The sequence below is a fragment of the Bdellovibrio sp. MYbb2 genome (assembly GCF_056175685.1).
In genome coordinates this window covers 695,384-712,239 of sequence record NZ_JBJKJI010000001.1, presented here as the reverse complement: position 1 = coordinate 712,239, position 16,856 = coordinate 695,384, and the positions used below count along the sequence as shown (strand labels likewise).

The 16,856-nt window shown below is 50.1% G+C and carries 13 protein-coding genes; 11 read left to right on the top strand and 2 right to left on the bottom strand.

Annotated features, from left to right (window positions below):
- The first annotated feature begins 68 nt into the window (after positions 1-68).
- On the top strand, positions 69-1,127 hold the full coding sequence (locus tag AC04MQ_RS03480; protein ID WP_475391095.1) for a hypothetical protein: 1,059 nt from the start codon (positions 69-71) through the stop codon (positions 1,125-1,127).
- Here the strand turns inward: AC04MQ_RS03480 and AC04MQ_RS03475 are convergent.
- The gene (locus tag AC04MQ_RS03475; protein ID WP_015092805.1) at positions 1,124-3,730 is read right to left on the bottom strand and encodes a M16 family metallopeptidase; all 2,607 of its coding nucleotides are present in this window, start codon (positions 3,728-3,730) and stop codon (positions 1,124-1,126) included. The genes AC04MQ_RS03480 and AC04MQ_RS03475 overlap by 4 nt on opposite strands.
- Before the next feature lie 16 nt (positions 3,731-3,746).
- On the opposite strand from AC04MQ_RS03475, the gene hemW reads away from it, so the two are divergent.
- From hemW to AC04MQ_RS03425, 10 genes are all read left to right on the top strand, one after another.
- Positions 3,747-4,919 carry a radical SAM family heme chaperone HemW gene (gene hemW, locus AC04MQ_RS03470; RefSeq protein WP_015092806.1) on the top strand — a complete coding sequence of 391 codons (1,173 nt, stop codon included), beginning with the start codon at positions 3,747-3,749 and terminating at the stop codon, positions 4,917-4,919.
- A gap of 84 nt (positions 4,920-5,003) precedes the next feature.
- Positions 5,004-5,522 carry a nucleotide exchange factor GrpE gene (gene grpE / locus AC04MQ_RS03465; RefSeq protein WP_015092807.1) on the top strand — a complete coding sequence of 173 codons (519 nt, stop codon included), beginning with the start codon at positions 5,004-5,006 and terminating at the stop codon, positions 5,520-5,522.
- Positions 5,523-5,533: 11 nt separating this feature from the next.
- Positions 5,534-6,544, top strand: coding sequence for a DnaJ C-terminal domain-containing protein (locus AC04MQ_RS03460; protein ID WP_015092808.1), 1,011 nt, complete (start codon positions 5,534-5,536; stop codon positions 6,542-6,544).
- The gene (locus tag AC04MQ_RS03455) at positions 6,541-8,211 is read left to right on the top strand and encodes an ABC transporter substrate-binding protein (protein ID WP_475391092.1); all 1,671 of its coding nucleotides are present in this window, start codon (positions 6,541-6,543) and stop codon (positions 8,209-8,211) included. The genes AC04MQ_RS03460 and AC04MQ_RS03455 overlap by 4 nt, the downstream gene beginning before the upstream one ends.
- 107 nt (positions 8,212-8,318) lie before the next feature.
- A complete protein-coding gene (locus AC04MQ_RS03450; protein ID WP_041578160.1) occupies positions 8,319-8,690 on the top strand; it encodes a TraR/DksA family transcriptional regulator in 372 nt (123 codons plus the stop codon).
- 92 nt (positions 8,691-8,782) lie between these two features.
- Positions 8,783-9,163, top strand: a complete 381-nt coding sequence (locus AC04MQ_RS03445) for a TraR/DksA family transcriptional regulator (RefSeq protein ID WP_015092812.1) — start codon at positions 8,783-8,785, stop codon at positions 9,161-9,163.
- A 155-nt stretch (positions 9,164-9,318) separates the two neighbouring features.
- The gene (gene lon, locus AC04MQ_RS03440; RefSeq protein ID WP_041578162.1) at positions 9,319-11,724 is read left to right on the top strand and encodes an endopeptidase La; all 2,406 of its coding nucleotides are present in this window, start codon (positions 9,319-9,321) and stop codon (positions 11,722-11,724) included.
- Between the two features lie 186 nt (positions 11,725-11,910).
- Positions 11,911-14,457 carry a hypothetical protein gene (locus tag AC04MQ_RS03435; RefSeq protein ID WP_475391089.1) on the top strand — a complete coding sequence of 849 codons (2,547 nt, stop codon included), beginning with the start codon at positions 11,911-11,913 and terminating at the stop codon, positions 14,455-14,457.
- Positions 14,458-14,961 carry a PulJ/GspJ family protein gene (locus AC04MQ_RS03430; RefSeq protein ID WP_015092815.1) on the top strand — a complete coding sequence of 168 codons (504 nt, stop codon included), beginning with the start codon at positions 14,458-14,460 and terminating at the stop codon, positions 14,959-14,961.
- Complete coding sequence (locus tag AC04MQ_RS03425) at positions 14,958-16,037, top strand: PulJ/GspJ family protein (protein ID WP_015092816.1); 1,080 nt, start codon at positions 14,958-14,960, stop codon at positions 16,035-16,037. The genes AC04MQ_RS03430 and AC04MQ_RS03425 overlap by 4 nt, the downstream gene beginning before the upstream one ends.
- Before the next feature lie 46 nt (positions 16,038-16,083).
- Here AC04MQ_RS03425 and AC04MQ_RS03420 read toward each other — a convergent pair whose 3' ends face one another.
- The gene (locus AC04MQ_RS03420) at positions 16,084-16,569 is read right to left on the bottom strand and encodes a hypothetical protein (protein WP_011166179.1); all 486 of its coding nucleotides are present in this window, start codon (positions 16,567-16,569) and stop codon (positions 16,084-16,086) included.
- Positions 16,570-16,856: the final 287 nt, after the last annotated feature.

Here is a 16,856-nt window from a genome sequence, read left to right as displayed (position 1 = left end):
GAGACACCACTTCGGCGTCACCTTTGCATTTCAATCCGGCAAGCCCGTTTGAAGGAGTTCTACTAAGAATGAACTTAAGATGGATGACTATCACTTTGGCAGTGCTGAGCGCTTTTGCGCCGGGGTCCCTGTGGGCCTTCGGGGAAAAATGCGGGCCGATCTTTGCTTCCGAATATGCGAAGCAGGGTCAGATTGAAGTCAGACCCTCCGGCCAGAAAGGGCCGCCGGCAAAGGACTACGCCCACACGGTGGACAAGATCAACACCCTGCTGGGTGATCTTGCCGTGCCTCACGAAGTGCAAATCCACGTCGACAGTGCATTTATTTTTTCCACCTTCAATGCTCAGACTTATCTGATCAGCGTCGGTGTGCGCCCGGAAAAAATGGGAAAAAAACATCCGGCCATCAATCAAAACACCCTGATGCATGAATACGCCCACGCGGTCTTTGAAAAGAACATGACTCTGAAGTCCTCAAGCTACAAGACTTTGCGTGAGGAACAAATTTCCCTGCACACCCGCGAAGAAAACCTGCACCAGCAAAATGATCTTTTGATGCTGGAAAGAGACAAGCTGACAGATCCTGCTCTTCGCCAGGACATGGACAAAAAAATCTATGACATCATCAAAGAAATCGACTCCATCGCTGAGCGCCGCAAGGAAATTTCAGCCCACTGGAGTCTGCGCAGCGCCGTTCATGAGATGTTTGCGGACTCGCTGTCGATAGTGGCCACAAAAGATCCCAAAGCCATGTCCAAAGTTTTAAAAAGCACTGCAGAAAGCTATCACCCGCACACTTCCACCGTACTGCAGCTTCGGGATTTCACTGAGGGCCGTCATCACCTGTCGCGCCAGCGCTGGAAAAAAGAATATCCGTTTTATTCCCAGTTCGGCGGGGATCTGTATTATGCCTTTTTGCCGGCCCGCTGGGAACTTTGGCAGATTGTGAAAACCCGCATCGGCAGCGCTAACTACCAACGCACGGTGATTCCAAAAGTATTTGCGATTTTAGAAAGACATTTAAGTGCGGAATTAAACAAGGGACCTGAAGAACTCAAGCCCCGTGGATTCAAGGATCTGGAAGCCCTCAATCAAAGAATCATTGAGGACTTCCGTCGCGAGCTTTAGGATTTCACATCCGTCGGACCCACCAGACTTACAATAGTGGGCTGGGCAAATATTTTTTGCGCCAGCTTCTGCACATCTTCCGGACTGACTGCAAAGTACTTGTCAGCCACATCCAGGCTTTCACGGTAATCCAGGCCATAGATATCATCGAACAAGATCGCATTGCCTATGGTGCTCTTTCTTTGCAGCTCGATATCGTGTCGGCCAATCAGATATCTCTGCGCACGCACCAGTTCTTCCGGTGAAATTTTGGTTGTCGCCAGCTTGTTGAATTCCGCTTTCAGCATCTGAATGGCTTTTTCCGATTTTTCCGGCGAACAACCAATATATCCACCGAAATATCCACACTCGATACCTTCCATGTGCATTGGCGACACGGAATATGCCAAAGAGTTTTTATCCCGCAGCTCGATAAACAGTCTGCCACCCTGGCCGCTTAGAATGGACTGAATGATTTCCATCGTGTAGCGCTCAGGACTTGAAAGTGTCAGACCCTGATAGCCCACAATGATGTGGCTTTGTTCTTTTTTCAGTTCGCGGAACATGTGTTTGGATTCGGTGATTTTTGGTGCCGCGAAATGATTTTTCACGCGCTCCCCTTTCGGAAGCTCTTTGGTGATTTCATTGAGCGTCTTCACCCACTTCTTGGTGTCAACATCACCCACAACCGAGAACGTCACGTTCTTCGCCATGGCGATTTTTTTGTAATAACCCAGAAGGTCCGCAGACGTGATCGCGTTCACCGTGGTTTCGCTGCCCACCAGATCGCGCGCATACGGGTGACCTTTGAAGATTTCCTGCATGAAGGCCAGAATACAAAGCTGGGCTGGATTGTCGTTACGGGCCTTGATCTGATTTTTCAGAACAACTTTTTCACGCTCCAGGATGATTTCCGGGAACTGTGGCGCCAGCAGGGAATCCGCATAGATTTCCAGCATCTTGTCTTCGAACGGTGACAGATAATCCATGGACAGACCGGCCGAGTTTCTTCCGCCAAAGGCGCCGATACCGGCAGCCAGTTCGTCCACGCGAAGATTGATGTCATCTTCTGTGAAGTTTTTTGATCCGGACATCCAGTTTCTGGCAAACAATTCGGTCAGCCCGTTTTGGCCTTCCGGCTCAACCCGCGCCCCACCCAGGAACGCCGCTTTCATCGCCACATACGGCGTGTCGCTTTGTTCGCGGATCAGCAAGGTGGCCCCGGAATCCAGCACAATGCGCTCGGTGGTCGGCACACCTTTAGAAGCTCCGGCATTGATATGGAATTTCTTTGCGGCAAAGCGCGGCACTTTTTGTTTTGCAACTTTTGCTTCACGCAAAGCTTTTCTCAAGTCTTTCGCAAAGGCTTTCAGGATACGGTCCGCGTTTTTCTTATCCATGTTCGTCATCATGGAAAGACCGAAGGTGTCCGCCTTCAGATATTTTCTGGCGATCTTCTGAATGTCTTCCGGCTTCAGGGCATAGACCTGTTTCATGTACTTTTTGTAGTAGTCATGATCGCCGTAATAAAACTCATTGCTTCCGGCTTTTCTCGCAATGTTATCCACAGTCTCCATGGAATAAACTTCGTGGCTGGCAAAGTTCGTGATTGCCTTTTGCATTTCCGCCACGGTCGGAGGTTCGGTCACAATGCGAACCAGTTCCGGAATCAGCGCCGTCAGCGCCTTGGTCAGATTTTCTTTTTCCAGCCCCAACGACACGGCAAACAGTCCGTCATCCTGCATGGAATAAGCAAACGAGCCCACTGAATTTGTCAGCGGCTCTTTGATTCGCAACGTCTGCATCAGACGACAGGAATCACCCTGTCCCAGAATCGCTGACATCACTTCCAGGGCTGCGATGTCCTTGTGTTTGACGCTCGGGATTCTCCAGGTCAGGTAAGCGGTGGTCTGTTCAAACTTCGCCTGTTCGACTTTGATGCGAATGGTTTTTTGTGCCGGTTCTTTTTTGCGCGCCACTTTGCGCAGTTTATACGGAGCAAAGCCGCCGAACATTTCCTGCACGCGGTTTTTCATTTCTTTGGAATCAAAGTCGCCCGAAATCACCAGGAACATATTTGATGGCACATACCGGGATTGATAGAACTCGCGGATTTTTTTGGCAGAAACTTTTTTAACGACCTTGTCGTAGCCAATAACCGGAATGCCGTAAGGGCTTTTTTGGAAGACGTTGGTGAAAAGCAGCTGACTGGCACGGCGGCCCGGGCTGTCCTGACCACGTTTGATCTCTTCCAGAACAACTTCGCGTTCGTTGTCGATTTCTTGCGGATCAAAGGTCGGATAACCCATCATTTCACTGATCACATCCAGGGCGACATCCGAGAATTGTTTGGAAATGGTCACATAAAACACGGTTTGGTCAAAAGAGGTGTAGGCATTCAGCTCCCCGCCGGAACCTTCCACGGTGGCCGCGATCTCGCCCACCTTGTACTTGCGGGTCCCTTTAAACACCAAATGCTCGATAAAGTGAGAGATCCCCTCTTCGGTCTTTTTTTCATCGGCCGAGCCTGTTTTCACCCACATTTGCACTGAGACCACCGGAGACTTGTGGCTTTCCAGTAAAAGGACTTTCAGACCGTTTTTTAGTTGAAATTTCTTAGACATACTCTACATAACTCCCATGGCATTTGGCGTCTATATCCACATTCCCTACTGTATCCAGCGCTGTACTTACTGCGATTTCGCCACTTATGAGCAAAGCAAGATTTTGCCGCCGGATCAGTATGTCGAACTTCTGTTTAAGGAAATTCGTCAGAAGCACCGCTATTACACTCCCCAAAGTCTGGACACCATTTACTTTGGTGGAGGCACGCCGAGCCTCATCCCTGCAAATCTCATTGTAGCGATTATCAAAGAGCTGGGTAGATATGGATTTACAACTAGACCTGACACGGAAATCACCATCGAGATCAATCCGGCGACGGTCAGCAAAGAAAAACTGAAAACCTATCTGGATAACGGCATCAACCGTTTCAGTGTGGGGGCTCAAACCTTTGATGATCGCTTGTTGAAAATGGTTCACCGCGAACATTCGGCAAAACAAACCCTGGAAACTCTCGACCTTCTTCGGGCCCACGGTGTGAATTTCAGCTTTGATATTCTGTTTGCCCTGCCTTCCCAAACTGTCGAAGGCCTGCGTCGTGATGTGGAAATCGCCGTTGAACAAGGGGCCAAACACATCAGCCCTTATTGTTTGACAGTTCCTGATGGACATCCTTTGTCAAAAGGCCGCCCGATTGACGATGAACAAGTTGAGATGTTTGACATCATCGCTGACGAACTGACCCGCAAAGGTTTTCAGCAGTACGAAATATCCAACTTTGCCCTGCCGGGTTTTGAATCCCGTCACAACATGCTGTACTGGGTGGATCAACCTTATTGGAGTTTGGGCCTTAGCTCGCATTCCTATTCCAAGGAATCCTCTTGGGGCACGCGTTACTGGAATATCAATTCCATCAACGAATACCAGAAGCAGATTCTGGCATTTGACGGTCAGGAGTTTGATTCCCCGGTGCGCCATCTGCCTTCGAATCAGGTGGAAGTGCTGGAAATGCATCAGGCTCTTACAGACTTTTGTCATACTTCGATGCGTCTGATGCGCGGACTCAATGTGGAGCAGCTGCAAGCCAAATTCCCGCAAAATGTCAGTGAAAAGGTCCTGCAAATCATGAAAAACATGGAAGAGAAATCCTGGATTCGTCATGACAACGGGCATTGGTCACTGACGCGCGAGGGCCTTGTGCTTAGCAACCGTGTTTTCCAGGAACTGACTTTCCTTCAAGAAGATCTCTAAGGGGCTAGGAGTTTTTCTTCCGCCCCCCTGACATTGACATTGCTTCGTGAATACACAATCTTAAGTATTGCGAAAGGAAGTCTCATGTCAGAAGAAAACAACTCTCAAAACTCCAATCCTCCTAATCCAGAAAATGCCGAAATCGCTTCTGAGATCCAGAAACTTCAGGAACAAGCTGAAAAGTTCAAAAACGACTATCTGTACCTGCGCGCAGAGTTTGAAAACTACAAACGCAACGCGATCAAGGAACGTTCCGATTTGACGAAGTACGGCGGCGAGCGCCTGGTGCGTGACCTGCTGGAAGTAGTGGATAATTTCGACCGCGCTTTGAGCGTGAACGTGAGCGCTGAAAACTTCAACACCTTCAAACAGGGTGTGGATATGACCGCTCAGGAACTGAAATCCCTGCTTCAGCGTCACAATGTCACAGAGATCCCGGCGCACGGGGCTCCGTTTGACCCGTCCGTACACGAAGCGCTGAGCAGCGAAGCCACAGATCAGATGGCTCCGGGCCACGTCGTGCGTGTGTTTAAAAAGCCTTACAAACTTCATGATAAAGTGATCAGACCTGGCCAAGTGGTTGTTGCCAAGAAGCCAGAGTAAGGAAGCCCTGCTTGTCTAAAAAAGATTTTTACTCCCTTTTGAATGTTTCCCGCTCTGCCACTGCCGATGAGATCAAAAAATCTTATCGCAAGCTGGCTATGCAGTATCACCCGGATAAAAATCCCGGTGATAAAAAGGCCGAGGAAAAATTCAAGGAAATCACCGAGGCCTACGAAGTCTTGAGTGATACCAAAAAACGCGAAATGTACGACCAGTTCGGTCACGCCGGAGCCCAGGGCTTTGGCGGAGCTGGCGGCCCGTTCGGTGGTGCTGGTGGATTCGGCGGCTTTGGTGGCGCCGGAGCCGGCGGTGCTGGAGCTGGTGCCGGTGGTGATCCGTTCCAGGACATCTTCGGTGATGTCTTTGGCGAGATCTTCGGCAATGCCCGCGGCCCGGGTGCCGGTGCCGGTGGTGCGCGCGCCCGTCGTCCCAGCAAGGGCACGGATCTGCGCTACACCCTGAATATCTCTTTTGAAGAATCCGCTTTAGGCAGCGAAAAAGTCATTAGCTTCATGCGCCAGCGCGGCGGCCGTGAAGAGCCGGCAAAATTATCCGTGAATGTTCCTGCTGGCGTGAAAGAAGGCCAGCGCCTGAAACTGGCTGGCGAAGGTGATGCTTCCGGTGGCGCGGCTGCCGGAGACCTGTATGTGATTATCAACATTCAGGAACACCCGCTGTTCAAACGAAACGAAAACGATGTGACATTGGATCTTCCGATTGTTTACACCGATGCGATTTTGGGAACCAACATCGAAGTTCCGACCCTGACGGGAAAAGCCATGATCCGTATTCCTCCGGGAACACACTCTGGGCAGACTTTCCGTCTGAAGGGCAAAGGCTTCCCGAAACTGGGTGGCTTCGGATCCGGTGACATGCTTGTGCGCGTTCTGGTGGACACTCCAAGCAGTCTAAGCAACAAACAAAAAGAACTGGTGGAAGAACTTGCCAAGACCACGGACACAAGTCCTTTGGTGAAGGCCTTCCAGGATAAAGTCGCACAACTGATGAGGACGCGTAAATGAAACCCTACTTTTCACTCTTGCTGACGGCCGGTCTTCTGGCTTCCTGTACGACAGTAGCCACCAAACGCGCTCCGATGAAACCTGCGGCGACCACTGCCGCCACCGGAAAAAAGCCAAAAGCCGTAGGCGGCCTTACCACGGGTAAACCTCCTGAGCAGATTGAAAGTGAAACCTTGAGTGTTCCAGGCGCACCATCAACGGATGTGCTGGGACAACTGAAATCCCTGGTGAACCAGGCTGTGCAAGCGCCCAGCAAGGCCGATCAGGAATCTTACCGTCTGAAGGCCATCGACATTGTAGAGAACAAACTCAACGAAGATCAGCTGGAAGACGTTGCCGATGAATCTGATTTTGGTTTCCTGCGCGGACATGCGATGTTCCGTCTGGGTGAAATTTCTTTGGATAAAAAAGACACCTCTGACGCTAAAAAATACTTTAACTCCGTGACGGAATTTGTTCCGGGCAGCGATCTTGCGCTGCGAGCCCAGGAAATCATCCTGCAGCTGGATTCCGCGAGAAACGTGAAATCCCAGACTGTCGGCGTGGTGCTGCCTTTAAGCGGCCGTAACGCCCCGGTGGGACAGCGTGCCCTGCGTGGCCTTGAAATGGGCTTGGGGCTGCATATTCCGGGCTCTGGCTTCCAGTTGGCCGTGATGGACAGTGAAGGCAATCCTGATTCCGCCCGTCGCGGTGTCGAACGTCTGGTGAAAGAAGACAACGTCATTGCCATCGTGGGAAGCTTGCTTTCAAAGACCGCTCCGGCAGTTGCGGCAAAGTCTGACGAACTGGGTGTGCCGACCATCGCCCTTTCCCAGCGTTCCGGTTTGACCGAAGTGGGCCCCACAGTGTTCAGAAACTCTCTGACCAGCGGTATGCAGGTGCGCGCCCTGGTTCGCACCGCCATGGAAGACATGGGCATGAAAAAGTTCGCGGTGCTTTACCCGAACGATCCGTACGGTATTGAATTCACCAACATCTTCTGGGATGAAGTTTTGGCCCGTGGTGGTGAGATCACTGCGGTTCAGACCTATTCGGTGAAAGAAACAGACTTCCGTCTGGTGGTGCAGCGTCTGGTGGGAACTTACTTCGGTGAAGCCCGTCAGGATGAATTCAACATGCGTTTGAAAGAGCTTCAGACCTCTGGAAAAAAACACTCGGTTCGCCAGAGCAATCTTGAAAACGTGCTGCCACCGATCACGGACTTTGATGCGATCTTTATCCCCGACTCGGCCCGTGCGATGGGACAGATCTCGGCGATGCTGTCTTATAATGATGTGCGCGGCGTGAAGCTTTTGGGAACCAATCTTTGGAACACCAAAGACATCGCCAAACGTGCCGGGAATTTTTCGCAGAATCTGATCTTCGTCGACAGCATGACTCCGGCGAATCAGGATCGTTCGCGTTTTGTAAACGAATACCGCACTCTTTATAATGAACCGCCTTCCCTGATTGAAATCCAGGCTTATGATGCAGGTCTGATTCTGCGTCAGCTGATTGCCGCCGGAGCCAGCTCCCGTGAGGAATTGGTGCAGAAGCTAGGGCAGCTAAATAAGTTCCCTGGATCTCTAGGAAACCTCAGTATTAATGCTGAACGCGAGATCGAGCGCCCGGTGACCGCTCTAACTATTGAAAAAGGCGAAGTAATTCCGCTTAAAGTCCGCAAATAGTATCTATAAGTTAATTTAATGACGATTTTTTAACCCCCTTCTTGCGGTGCCCTGTCTTAGGAACACCAGCGACCAAGAGAGTCGCAAATCTTTAGAAGGGGGTTGTTATGACAAGTCGTATTTCTGAAAACTTAGTGATGGAGTGCAGAAGAAAACTTCTAACCGCGAAACAGGATGTTTTGAATCGTTTCAGAACAGCCCAGCGCGAACTGGTCCATGCGGAGCGTGGCGGTGACGAAGCAGATCAATCTGTCGCCCACATCGAAGAACATTCTTTTTTGATATCCCAAGCACGCATGAGAAATCAACTGGTCGAGATCGAGATGGCCCTGGCACGTATCGAGCAAGGCACATTCGGTATCTGCGAAGAGACTGAGGAAGCTATCGAATCTGAAAGGTTGCTGGCAATTCCGTGGACTCGTCTGTCCATCGAAGGCGCTGAGATGCGAGAAGCGGTAAGTCGTAAGTTTGCGCGATAAATAATCACGCTGTGCATTTTTAGTGACAGATAATCATTCCCCCGTAATATGCGATCAATTTTCGGCCAAGGATCATCATATCGGGGGGTGAGATGAACGCAACCGAACTCACAGAGTTGACAGAGACTGAACTGCAAAATCTAAAAGAATCCTTGCTCTTCCAAAAGGGCACGATCCTCAATAAATCACATGAGTTTAAAGAGGAACAATCCAGCATGGCTGCGGTTGCGGACGAGGCGGAAGCCGCTTCTCAGGATATCTCCAATAATATTTCCATTCATCTGCACGAACGTGACCGTACAGCTTTGTACGCGATCGAAAGAGCTTTGGGGAAAATTGCTGACGGGACATACGGCCAGTGCGAATCCTGCACGGAAATCATCAATGCACGCCGCCTGCAAGCACGACCTTTCACAGCCCTTTGTATTGACTGCATGGAAGAACAAGAAAGCCAGACTGGCCTCTTCCAATAACATTCATATTTAAACTCATTGGATGAGGTCCGCTGACATGGATGTCAGTCCAATTTTTTAAATTTATCCTCAATTGCAGTTTAGAAAAAACTGTCTCACACCGAGAAGACTCATACCAGAAACATAAATTCCCGCATTTTACGCGGAGGAGCGGTATGAGTTTTGACGATAAAGTCCTAGAAATCCCACAGACCCTTCCCATGCTACCTGTGAGAGACATCGTAGTATTCCCCTACATGATCATTCCTTTGTTCGTAGGCAGAGACGCTTCGATCCGCTCAGTTGAAGAAGCTTTGGCAAAAAATCGCCTGATCTTCCTGGCTTCCCAGAAAGACATCACTGAAGAAAATCCATCTCCGGACAACATCTACACTGTTGGTACAGTGGCGATGATCATGAGAATGAGAAAACTTTCCGACGGTCGCGTGAAAATCCTTATCCAGGGTGTCGCAAAAGGCCGCGTGAAAAACTTCACCAAGACTTCCCCTTCCTTTGAAGTGGCTGTTGAAAAGATCGAAGAAACTCCGGTTCAAAAAACCGTTGTTGAAAACGAAGCTTTGATCAGAACCGCGAAAGAGCACATCGAGCGCATCATCGCTCTGGGCCGCCCTCTTTCTCCGGACATCCTGCTGGTATTGGATGATGTTTCTGATCCAGGTCGCATTGCTGACCTTATCGCTTCCAACCTGGGTATCAAGGTTGATGACGCACAGAAGGTTCTGGAAACTTCTGATGCTACAGAAAGACTGAAACTGGTTAACGAGATTCTGGCTGCTGAACTTGAAGTGATGCAGACTCAATCCAAAACTCGCACGGGCGCCAAGGACGACATGTCCAAATCCCAGCGCGAATACTTCCTGCGCGAGCAGATGAAGGCTATAAAGAATGAGCTTGGAGAAGGCGACTCCAAATCAGAAGAAATGGATGAGTTGCGTGAAAAGCTGGTGAACGCCGGTATGCCGACTCATGTGGAAACAGAAGCCCTGAAACAACTGGGCCGTCTGGAGCGTATGCACCCGGATGCATCTGAAGCCACAATGGTTCGTACCTACCTTGACTGGATGGCGGATCTTCCGTGGAGCAAAAAATCTGAAGACCATATTGATCTTAAACGTTCCAAAGAAATTCTGGATGAAGATCACTATGAACTGGAAAAAGCCAAAGACCGTATCATGGAATTCCTTGCGGTTCGCAAGCTGAAACCAAATCTGAAAGGGCCAATCCTGTGCTTCGGCGGTCCTCCAGGTGTGGGTAAAACATCCCTGGGTAAATCCATCGCTCGTGCGATGGGCCGTGAATACTTCCGTATCGCTCTGGGCGGCGTGAAAGATGAAGCGGAAATCCGTGGTCACCGCCGCACTTATGTGGGCGCGATGCCGGGTAAAATCATCCAGGCTCTTCGTCAGGCAAAAACAAGCAATCCAGTGATCGTACTGGATGAAATTGACAAGCTGGGCTCTGACTTCCGTGGTGACCCTTCTGCAGCGATGCTGGAAGTGTTGGATCCGGAACAGAACGCAACTTTCCGTGACAACTATCTGAATGTCGACTTCGACCTTTCAAATGTGTTGTTCATCGCAACAGCCAACGTGTTGGAAAATATCCCACCAGCTTTGCGTGACCGTATGGAGATCCTGAACATTCCTGGTTACACCGAGAATGACAAACTGTTGATCACGAAAAAACATCTGATCAAGAGACAGATCGAAGCCAACGGTATCACTGAAGAAAATATCAGCTTCACTGATGAAGGTATCAAATACCTGATCGCAGGCTACACTCGCGAAGCGGGTCTTCGTAACCTGGAGCGTGAAGTGGGTTCCGTCTGCCGTAAAGTGGCTAAGATGGTGGTGATGGAAGAGGCAAAATTTGTGGAAGTAAATGCCACAACAGTTCCAGAGCTTCTGGGTCCTCCACGCTTCCAGCGTGATGACAAGTTCCATGACTCTCAAGTGGGTGTGGTACAAGGTCTTGCCTGGACACAAGCTGGTGGTGAAGTTCTTACTATCGAAGCTTTGAAAATGAAAGGTAAAGGACATCTTGCATTGACGGGCCAGCTTGGCGACGTGATGAAAGAGTCCGCTCACGCAGCAATGTCTTACGCTCGTGCTCACCAGGAAGAACTGGGCATCCCAGAAGACTTCTTTGATAAGTACGATGTGCATGTGCACTTGCCAGCCGGTGCGATCCCGAAAGACGGTCCATCTGCAGGTATCACTCTCACGACCGCTCTTGTGAGTTTGATGACTGGCACTCCGGTTCGTCACGATATCGCGATGACTGGTGAAGTGACCTTGCAAGGACGTGTACTGCCAGTCGGCGGTATCCGTGAAAAGTGTCTTGCCGCTTTGAACCTGGGTATTACAAACATCATCATCCCGATGGCTTGCCAAAAGGATCTTGCGGATATCCCTAAAGTGTTCAAGGACAAGATCAACTTCATCCTTGCAGAGAATCTGGATGAAGTCTTCGCAGTAGCCTTCGACAAGTCGGCTAAGGGTCAGGAGAAAAAACCTGTCGCGAAGAAAGATCCAAAGAAGACCAAAACGCTTGCGGCGTAATCCGCAAGTGACATCGCCCCTCCCTAAAATGTGATGTTACATCAGAAGGCCGGTAAACCCGGCCTTCTGTCTATTTGGAATCACACTCGTGAATGTGTCTCGTGATGACACACTTTTTATCACGACAAGACCAGAAACAACCCCCGTGGCTTGTGCTAAACAACTAACAGTCATACCCTGTTAGCAATGACATTCAACCGCCTGGGTCAAAGCACCCTCCTGTTCGTAACTGTATTGTGTGCTATTGGGACTATCTTCGTCCTGAGTTCGGCTGATATTCACAAACGCAACTACGACTATAAAACCAAAGATTACGATCAGGTGCTTTTAAACGAAGTCACAACGTCCGCTTTTTCCGTGATGGAAGCAGCCTTGCAAAGACGCATGTGGGAACCGCCGCCGGACAACGCCTGCCTGAAGTCAGAGGACTTCAATGTCGAAGGCGAACTTGCCGGGGGCATGAAATGGAAAGTTTCCGCCAAGTACAATTTCACCACCAAGAACTATGAACTGATCTCGGAAGGTCAGTACCGCGATCTGAAGGCGTTCTATATCAAACGCATCAAGATTCTGGATGTGTCAGATTATCTGCTGTTCTCAAACTCCCCAAACACGATGACCTTGCGTCGTTTGTATAATGAGAAATATCCAACCGCCCTGATTGCGCGCGATCGCCGTATCTATACCAAGGGCCCTTTGCAGTTTGGTGGAAATATCCACCGACCGAACAGTCACATGAACTGGAGCGGCTCACCGGCAGGATGGCCGGGCGAATGGGGTACGATCATTCAAGGGGACCGCATTCAGTTTGGCGGCGGCATGCACTACATTCAGTACAGCATCCCCAAACCAAATCCCGTCGGCAACAATATCGAAACGCTGCTGGCTCCTTATGCGGCTGACCTGGGGACTCCCGGCACAAACCATTCGCAGTTTGGTGCCTCTTCCGTTGTGGTCACCCGTGATTACAGCAAGGCGCAGACCTTAAAACAGCAAGTGATCGACGCTACTCCAGGCCCGCTTAGCAAGGCCTCGGTGGCCAATGAAGTTTATCCGATTGCCCTGTTTGGCGGGACACCTCCCCTGCAATCATGGTCTGCGACAGATTCCGGGACTTACTTTAACAATCCGGATCGCTACAGCATCTTTAACTATGCCTGGGGCGGCGCCAACGGCTTTGGTATTCGCATCGATGCCACCTGTATTTCCAGATCCGATGCTGGCACGACTAAAAAAATCTGTTCACACTCTGAGCACTTCCCGCGCGGCTTTGCAAAGTGGCGCCAGGATGCAGGACTTGAAGGGACTCTTTTCACCGCGGATGCAGAAGAGATTCCTTCACCAAGTTTGAACTGGGATAACATGGAAGCGCTCGAAGAAGACGCACAAGCCTGCGGCACCGTCATCAGCGCCCCCACCAGTCCTTATCAGGATTGCGATATCTGGGATCTGGAGTTTCAGAAAAAATACGCCACCAGTTCCGGATCCAACGTCTGTGGGCAGGTTTCGACCATCGACATGAATTCTTTGGCTCTGAATAATTTCAATCCGGGCCAGCTGACCAATCCGGCCTTGAAAGAACGCCTGCTTCGTCGTGTGGTTTACACCAAAGTTCCCACCGAGATTCGCCAGACAGCCGCACAAGGTCTGATGCTGGGTTCCCTTTCAGCCAATGCGGCAAGAAAGAATTTTTCTTTGTGGGTTGTTTCCGAAGACACTCTGGCTTTGCGCGGATATCAGCAGGACAACACCTCACCACTGGATACAGATCCAGGACGACTGCGTGAAGTCGTCTTTAATGCCGATGCCACGAACGCCGGCAAAGAGCCGCTGCCAATGGTTTTACTGTCGCCAGAACGCGTGCACTTGCTAAGTCCCCAATACGTTCCAGCCACCTATAACTATTTGCAGGGATACTGGCCCGTCGTCAGTGGACAGATTCGGCCTGTATTGCACAATTATACGGATTATATCCGCCAGGAAAACGACGGCTTCCGCTATGGGTATCGCACCTTCCGCATGGAAAATGTCAGTCTGATCACCAATGCCAATATCGACACCTCAAATCCGTTTGTGATGCGGGGTCTGTGGAGCGGGCCTGATTCCACCGACAGTCAGTTCCCTTCCAATCTGTGCATGGTTTCCATGGCGGGGCACACTTTGACTCCGGTTCCGGGGAACGACATTTTAACGACGGCCAATATCCCCCCTTATCATTCAGCGCCGAATTCTCCGATTCCGCCGCTGGGTTCAAGATACTATAATGGTGTTACGGATCGTTTCCCAAGATCCTACTATCCTGCGATCTTCTGGGTTCAGCGGGGCGCGGGTCTTAATGCCACTCGCGAGGAATCCGATCTGGTTTTCACCGGCATTCGCATGTACACGACGTTTGATGATTTTGTTCCATCGGGGAAAAGAAACTTGAACACTCCTCTTCACACCGTGACCGACACGCGCGGAAACTATGGAACGCAGTTTTCTCTGGCCCATAAAAACATGCAGTGGACCAGCTCTGCTTATTACAATCCCATGGCTGCAGGAACGCCCTGTCTTGTCGCCAACCTGACTCACCGAGAAGCTGCTTATTCCAGTCAGCCGGATTATTACGGCACTCAGCCGTCGGTGAACAACGGACGCTACATCTTTGTTCATGCTGATCCACCTGTGGATTACCGCAACCTGGGCTCTATCATCGGGATTGACCAGCCTATTCTGGAGACCCGACAATAAATGAACATGAAACCTCTGAACAACTCCGGTATGACTCTTGTTGAAGTTCTGGTCGCCATCGCCATTTCCCTGATCAGCTTGACCGTACTGATGCAGCTGACTCTTTCCAATCGCACGCACAAATCCGAAGTGGATCGATCGATTGTTTTAAAAGAGATTCTGACCAACAACGCCATCGAACTTAAAGGACGCGCGGTCACGGACATTCCCCTGCCGGGAAATTGCATCGTGCGCACGTATAATTACCAGACTGAATTTCAAAGCGAAGTGACTCAGGCCGGAAGCCCGCCGCTGTGTGGTCTTGCGGAACCGTCCAAAGACACCATTCAGGTGGTGTGGGAGGTAGAACCCGCCACCAGCATCAATGCGGATTTCAGTTCGCCGTCCCTGAAGCTTCCCAAATATTCCAACACTCTTAAAAAAGTGACCCTGCATGTGCGCGGATATTCCAGCGGAGCCGGAGCCCGCCTGATTCACAATCAGGTGACTCTGTTTAAACGATGAAGAAAAATTCAGGCTTCTCCGTCATGGAGCTTCTGCTGGCCGTTAGTATTTCCACGATGGTCATCGGGATTGTGACCTATCTGATTCACAATTTCTTTTCTGAACAGCGCAATCTGGAGGTATGGTCCGGCGGACAGCTTGAAATGTCGATGGCCTTAAAAAATGCCGAGGGCGACATCCGCAACGTCATTCGTTTTGATCCGGTGGAAAATCTGACTTCGGCTTCCAGCATTGCCTATTTCGGACTGACCTCCCTGACTCCCGGGCTTGAACCTTCGGTGTGCCTGAACGATGCCACGGGTTCGGTCATCCGCTACACCACTTTAGATCGAAAGCAGCGTTCTGAACGTGTGCTTCGCGCCTGGTCTGAACTGGCGGACGTGAATAAAACCGGCAGCTCCCATGAACTGCGCTTAACCGCCGATGCCACCACCAGTTCCATGTTCGGCACCTCCAAGTCGCCGCGTGAGATTGTTCTGGTCGATGCCGATCGCCGGTACATCCGCCGCTACAAGGTGTCCACCCACACCATGCGTTTGGGTGCGACCCTGGATCCTTACGATGACCAGTCACGGATTGACTCGGCCGGAAATCCCATCAAGTTTGATTATGTGAGCGTGATTTTAAAATCCCCGCCCACGGCCAACGGCAGCAGCATCACTCCGAAAACCTCGGTCTTTATCACCGGGACGGAAGTGTATTCGTCCAACACTTATTATCTGTGTTTGCGAAAGAGCGATCGCAGTCTGATCAAACTTGATGAAAACACCCGGGCTGAAACCGTGCTTTTACAAAACCCGCACGTGGACTTCACCATCAATTCATTCAAGATCGGATACTTGGCCACCAAGTCCGGCCTGCGGGTGGAACCGGCGAATTTCATCCCGGACATGCTTAATGCGGCTAACAATGTCTGCTTTAATACGGTGCTCTTTGATCTGAAACTGGACGCCTCAGAAAGTTATATGAAAAGGAACCAGGGCCAGACCGTCGGGGATATCAAAACCAACATCAGCCGCCAGCGCACAGTCTTTTCCCAGAATTTGAATTTAAAACGACCGCTCAGTTGCCAGTAATTAAGGCATCTGAAAAAAGAAAAAGGGCTGATCACTCAGCCCTTTTTTATTGTTTAAAACCTTTTAGACGGTCATTTTCGGATTCAAGAACACGAACAAGAGTCTTCAGGTCCGTCACTTCTTCCTTCAGATGGAGGATTTGCTCCTCTTTTTCATGAAGGATTTGGGTGTAGGCCTTTTTGAGCTCATTCAGCAGCTTGTTGGCCGCTGTCAGGATGGGCTCATCATTTTTCACCTTTACCACTTTGTCGGCAAGGTCTGCGGTCTTTGTTTCGTCCTTTGAAGTGGCCATTTCATAACCTTTCATCATTCCTTGATGAGCACCCACCAAAGCCAGGTCGCTTTCTTGGGAGGGGCGATGTACTCTTTGATGGGTACCCATCGGTTCGTCCATGATGAAGTACTTGCCGTCTTCAAAGCGGAATTTAATGTCGTCGGCTTTGATTCGTCGGCGGAGGGTACTCACACTAATTTTGTATTTAGTAGAGTAGTCCGTTAGCGGTAACCAAGAACCGTAGCTCTCAACGTTCATTAAATCCTCTTATACTTTCTGCCTCGGTGGCGCCGAAGCTTCAGTAGCTCGCCTTTGGGATAGGTGGTATCCTTACTCAGCTTGCGTAGTCAACATTATCACAGGACTTCAGTCTGTCAAATTTTGTGTGAACACTTACTCAAATTCAACTAAATTCAGGACCTTGATCTGGTTAATCATTGCCTATTCACTGGACCAAAGTCTGACTACGCAACCCTAAGTCATGGATTTCTGGTAGAATAAAAGAATTCTTTGCTCCTTTTGACCAAAGACTCGATAATTTAAAT

Bases quoted from the DNA above. Each gene is read 5' to 3' on its own strand.
- AC04MQ_RS03480 (WP_475391095.1), top strand. From the start codon at position 69: ATGAACTTAAGATGGATGACTATCACTTTGGCAGTGCTGAGCGCTTTT.
- AC04MQ_RS03475 (WP_015092805.1), bottom strand. From the start codon at position 3,730: ATGTCTAAGAAATTTCAACTAAAAAACGGTCTGAAAGTCCTTTTACTG.
- hemW (WP_015092806.1), top strand. From the start codon at position 3,747: ATGGCATTTGGCGTCTATATCCACATTCCCTACTGTATCCAGCGCTGT.
- grpE (WP_015092807.1), top strand. From the start codon at position 5,004: ATGTCAGAAGAAAACAACTCTCAAAACTCCAATCCTCCTAATCCAGAA.
- AC04MQ_RS03455 (WP_475391092.1), top strand. From the start codon at position 6,541: ATGAAACCCTACTTTTCACTCTTGCTGACGGCCGGTCTTCTGGCTTCC.
- AC04MQ_RS03450 (WP_041578160.1), top strand. From the start codon at position 8,319: ATGACAAGTCGTATTTCTGAAAACTTAGTGATGGAGTGCAGAAGAAAA.
- AC04MQ_RS03445 (WP_015092812.1), top strand. From the start codon at position 8,783: ATGAACGCAACCGAACTCACAGAGTTGACAGAGACTGAACTGCAAAAT.
- lon (WP_041578162.1), top strand. From the start codon at position 9,319: ATGAGTTTTGACGATAAAGTCCTAGAAATCCCACAGACCCTTCCCATG.
- AC04MQ_RS03435 (WP_475391089.1), top strand. From the start codon at position 11,911: ATGACATTCAACCGCCTGGGTCAAAGCACCCTCCTGTTCGTAACTGTA.
- AC04MQ_RS03430 (WP_015092815.1), top strand. From the start codon at position 14,458: ATGAACATGAAACCTCTGAACAACTCCGGTATGACTCTTGTTGAAGTT.
- AC04MQ_RS03425 (WP_015092816.1), top strand. From the start codon at position 14,958: ATGAAGAAAAATTCAGGCTTCTCCGTCATGGAGCTTCTGCTGGCCGTT.
- AC04MQ_RS03420 (WP_011166179.1), bottom strand. From the start codon at position 16,569: ATGAACGTTGAGAGCTACGGTTCTTGGTTACCGCTAACGGACTACTCT.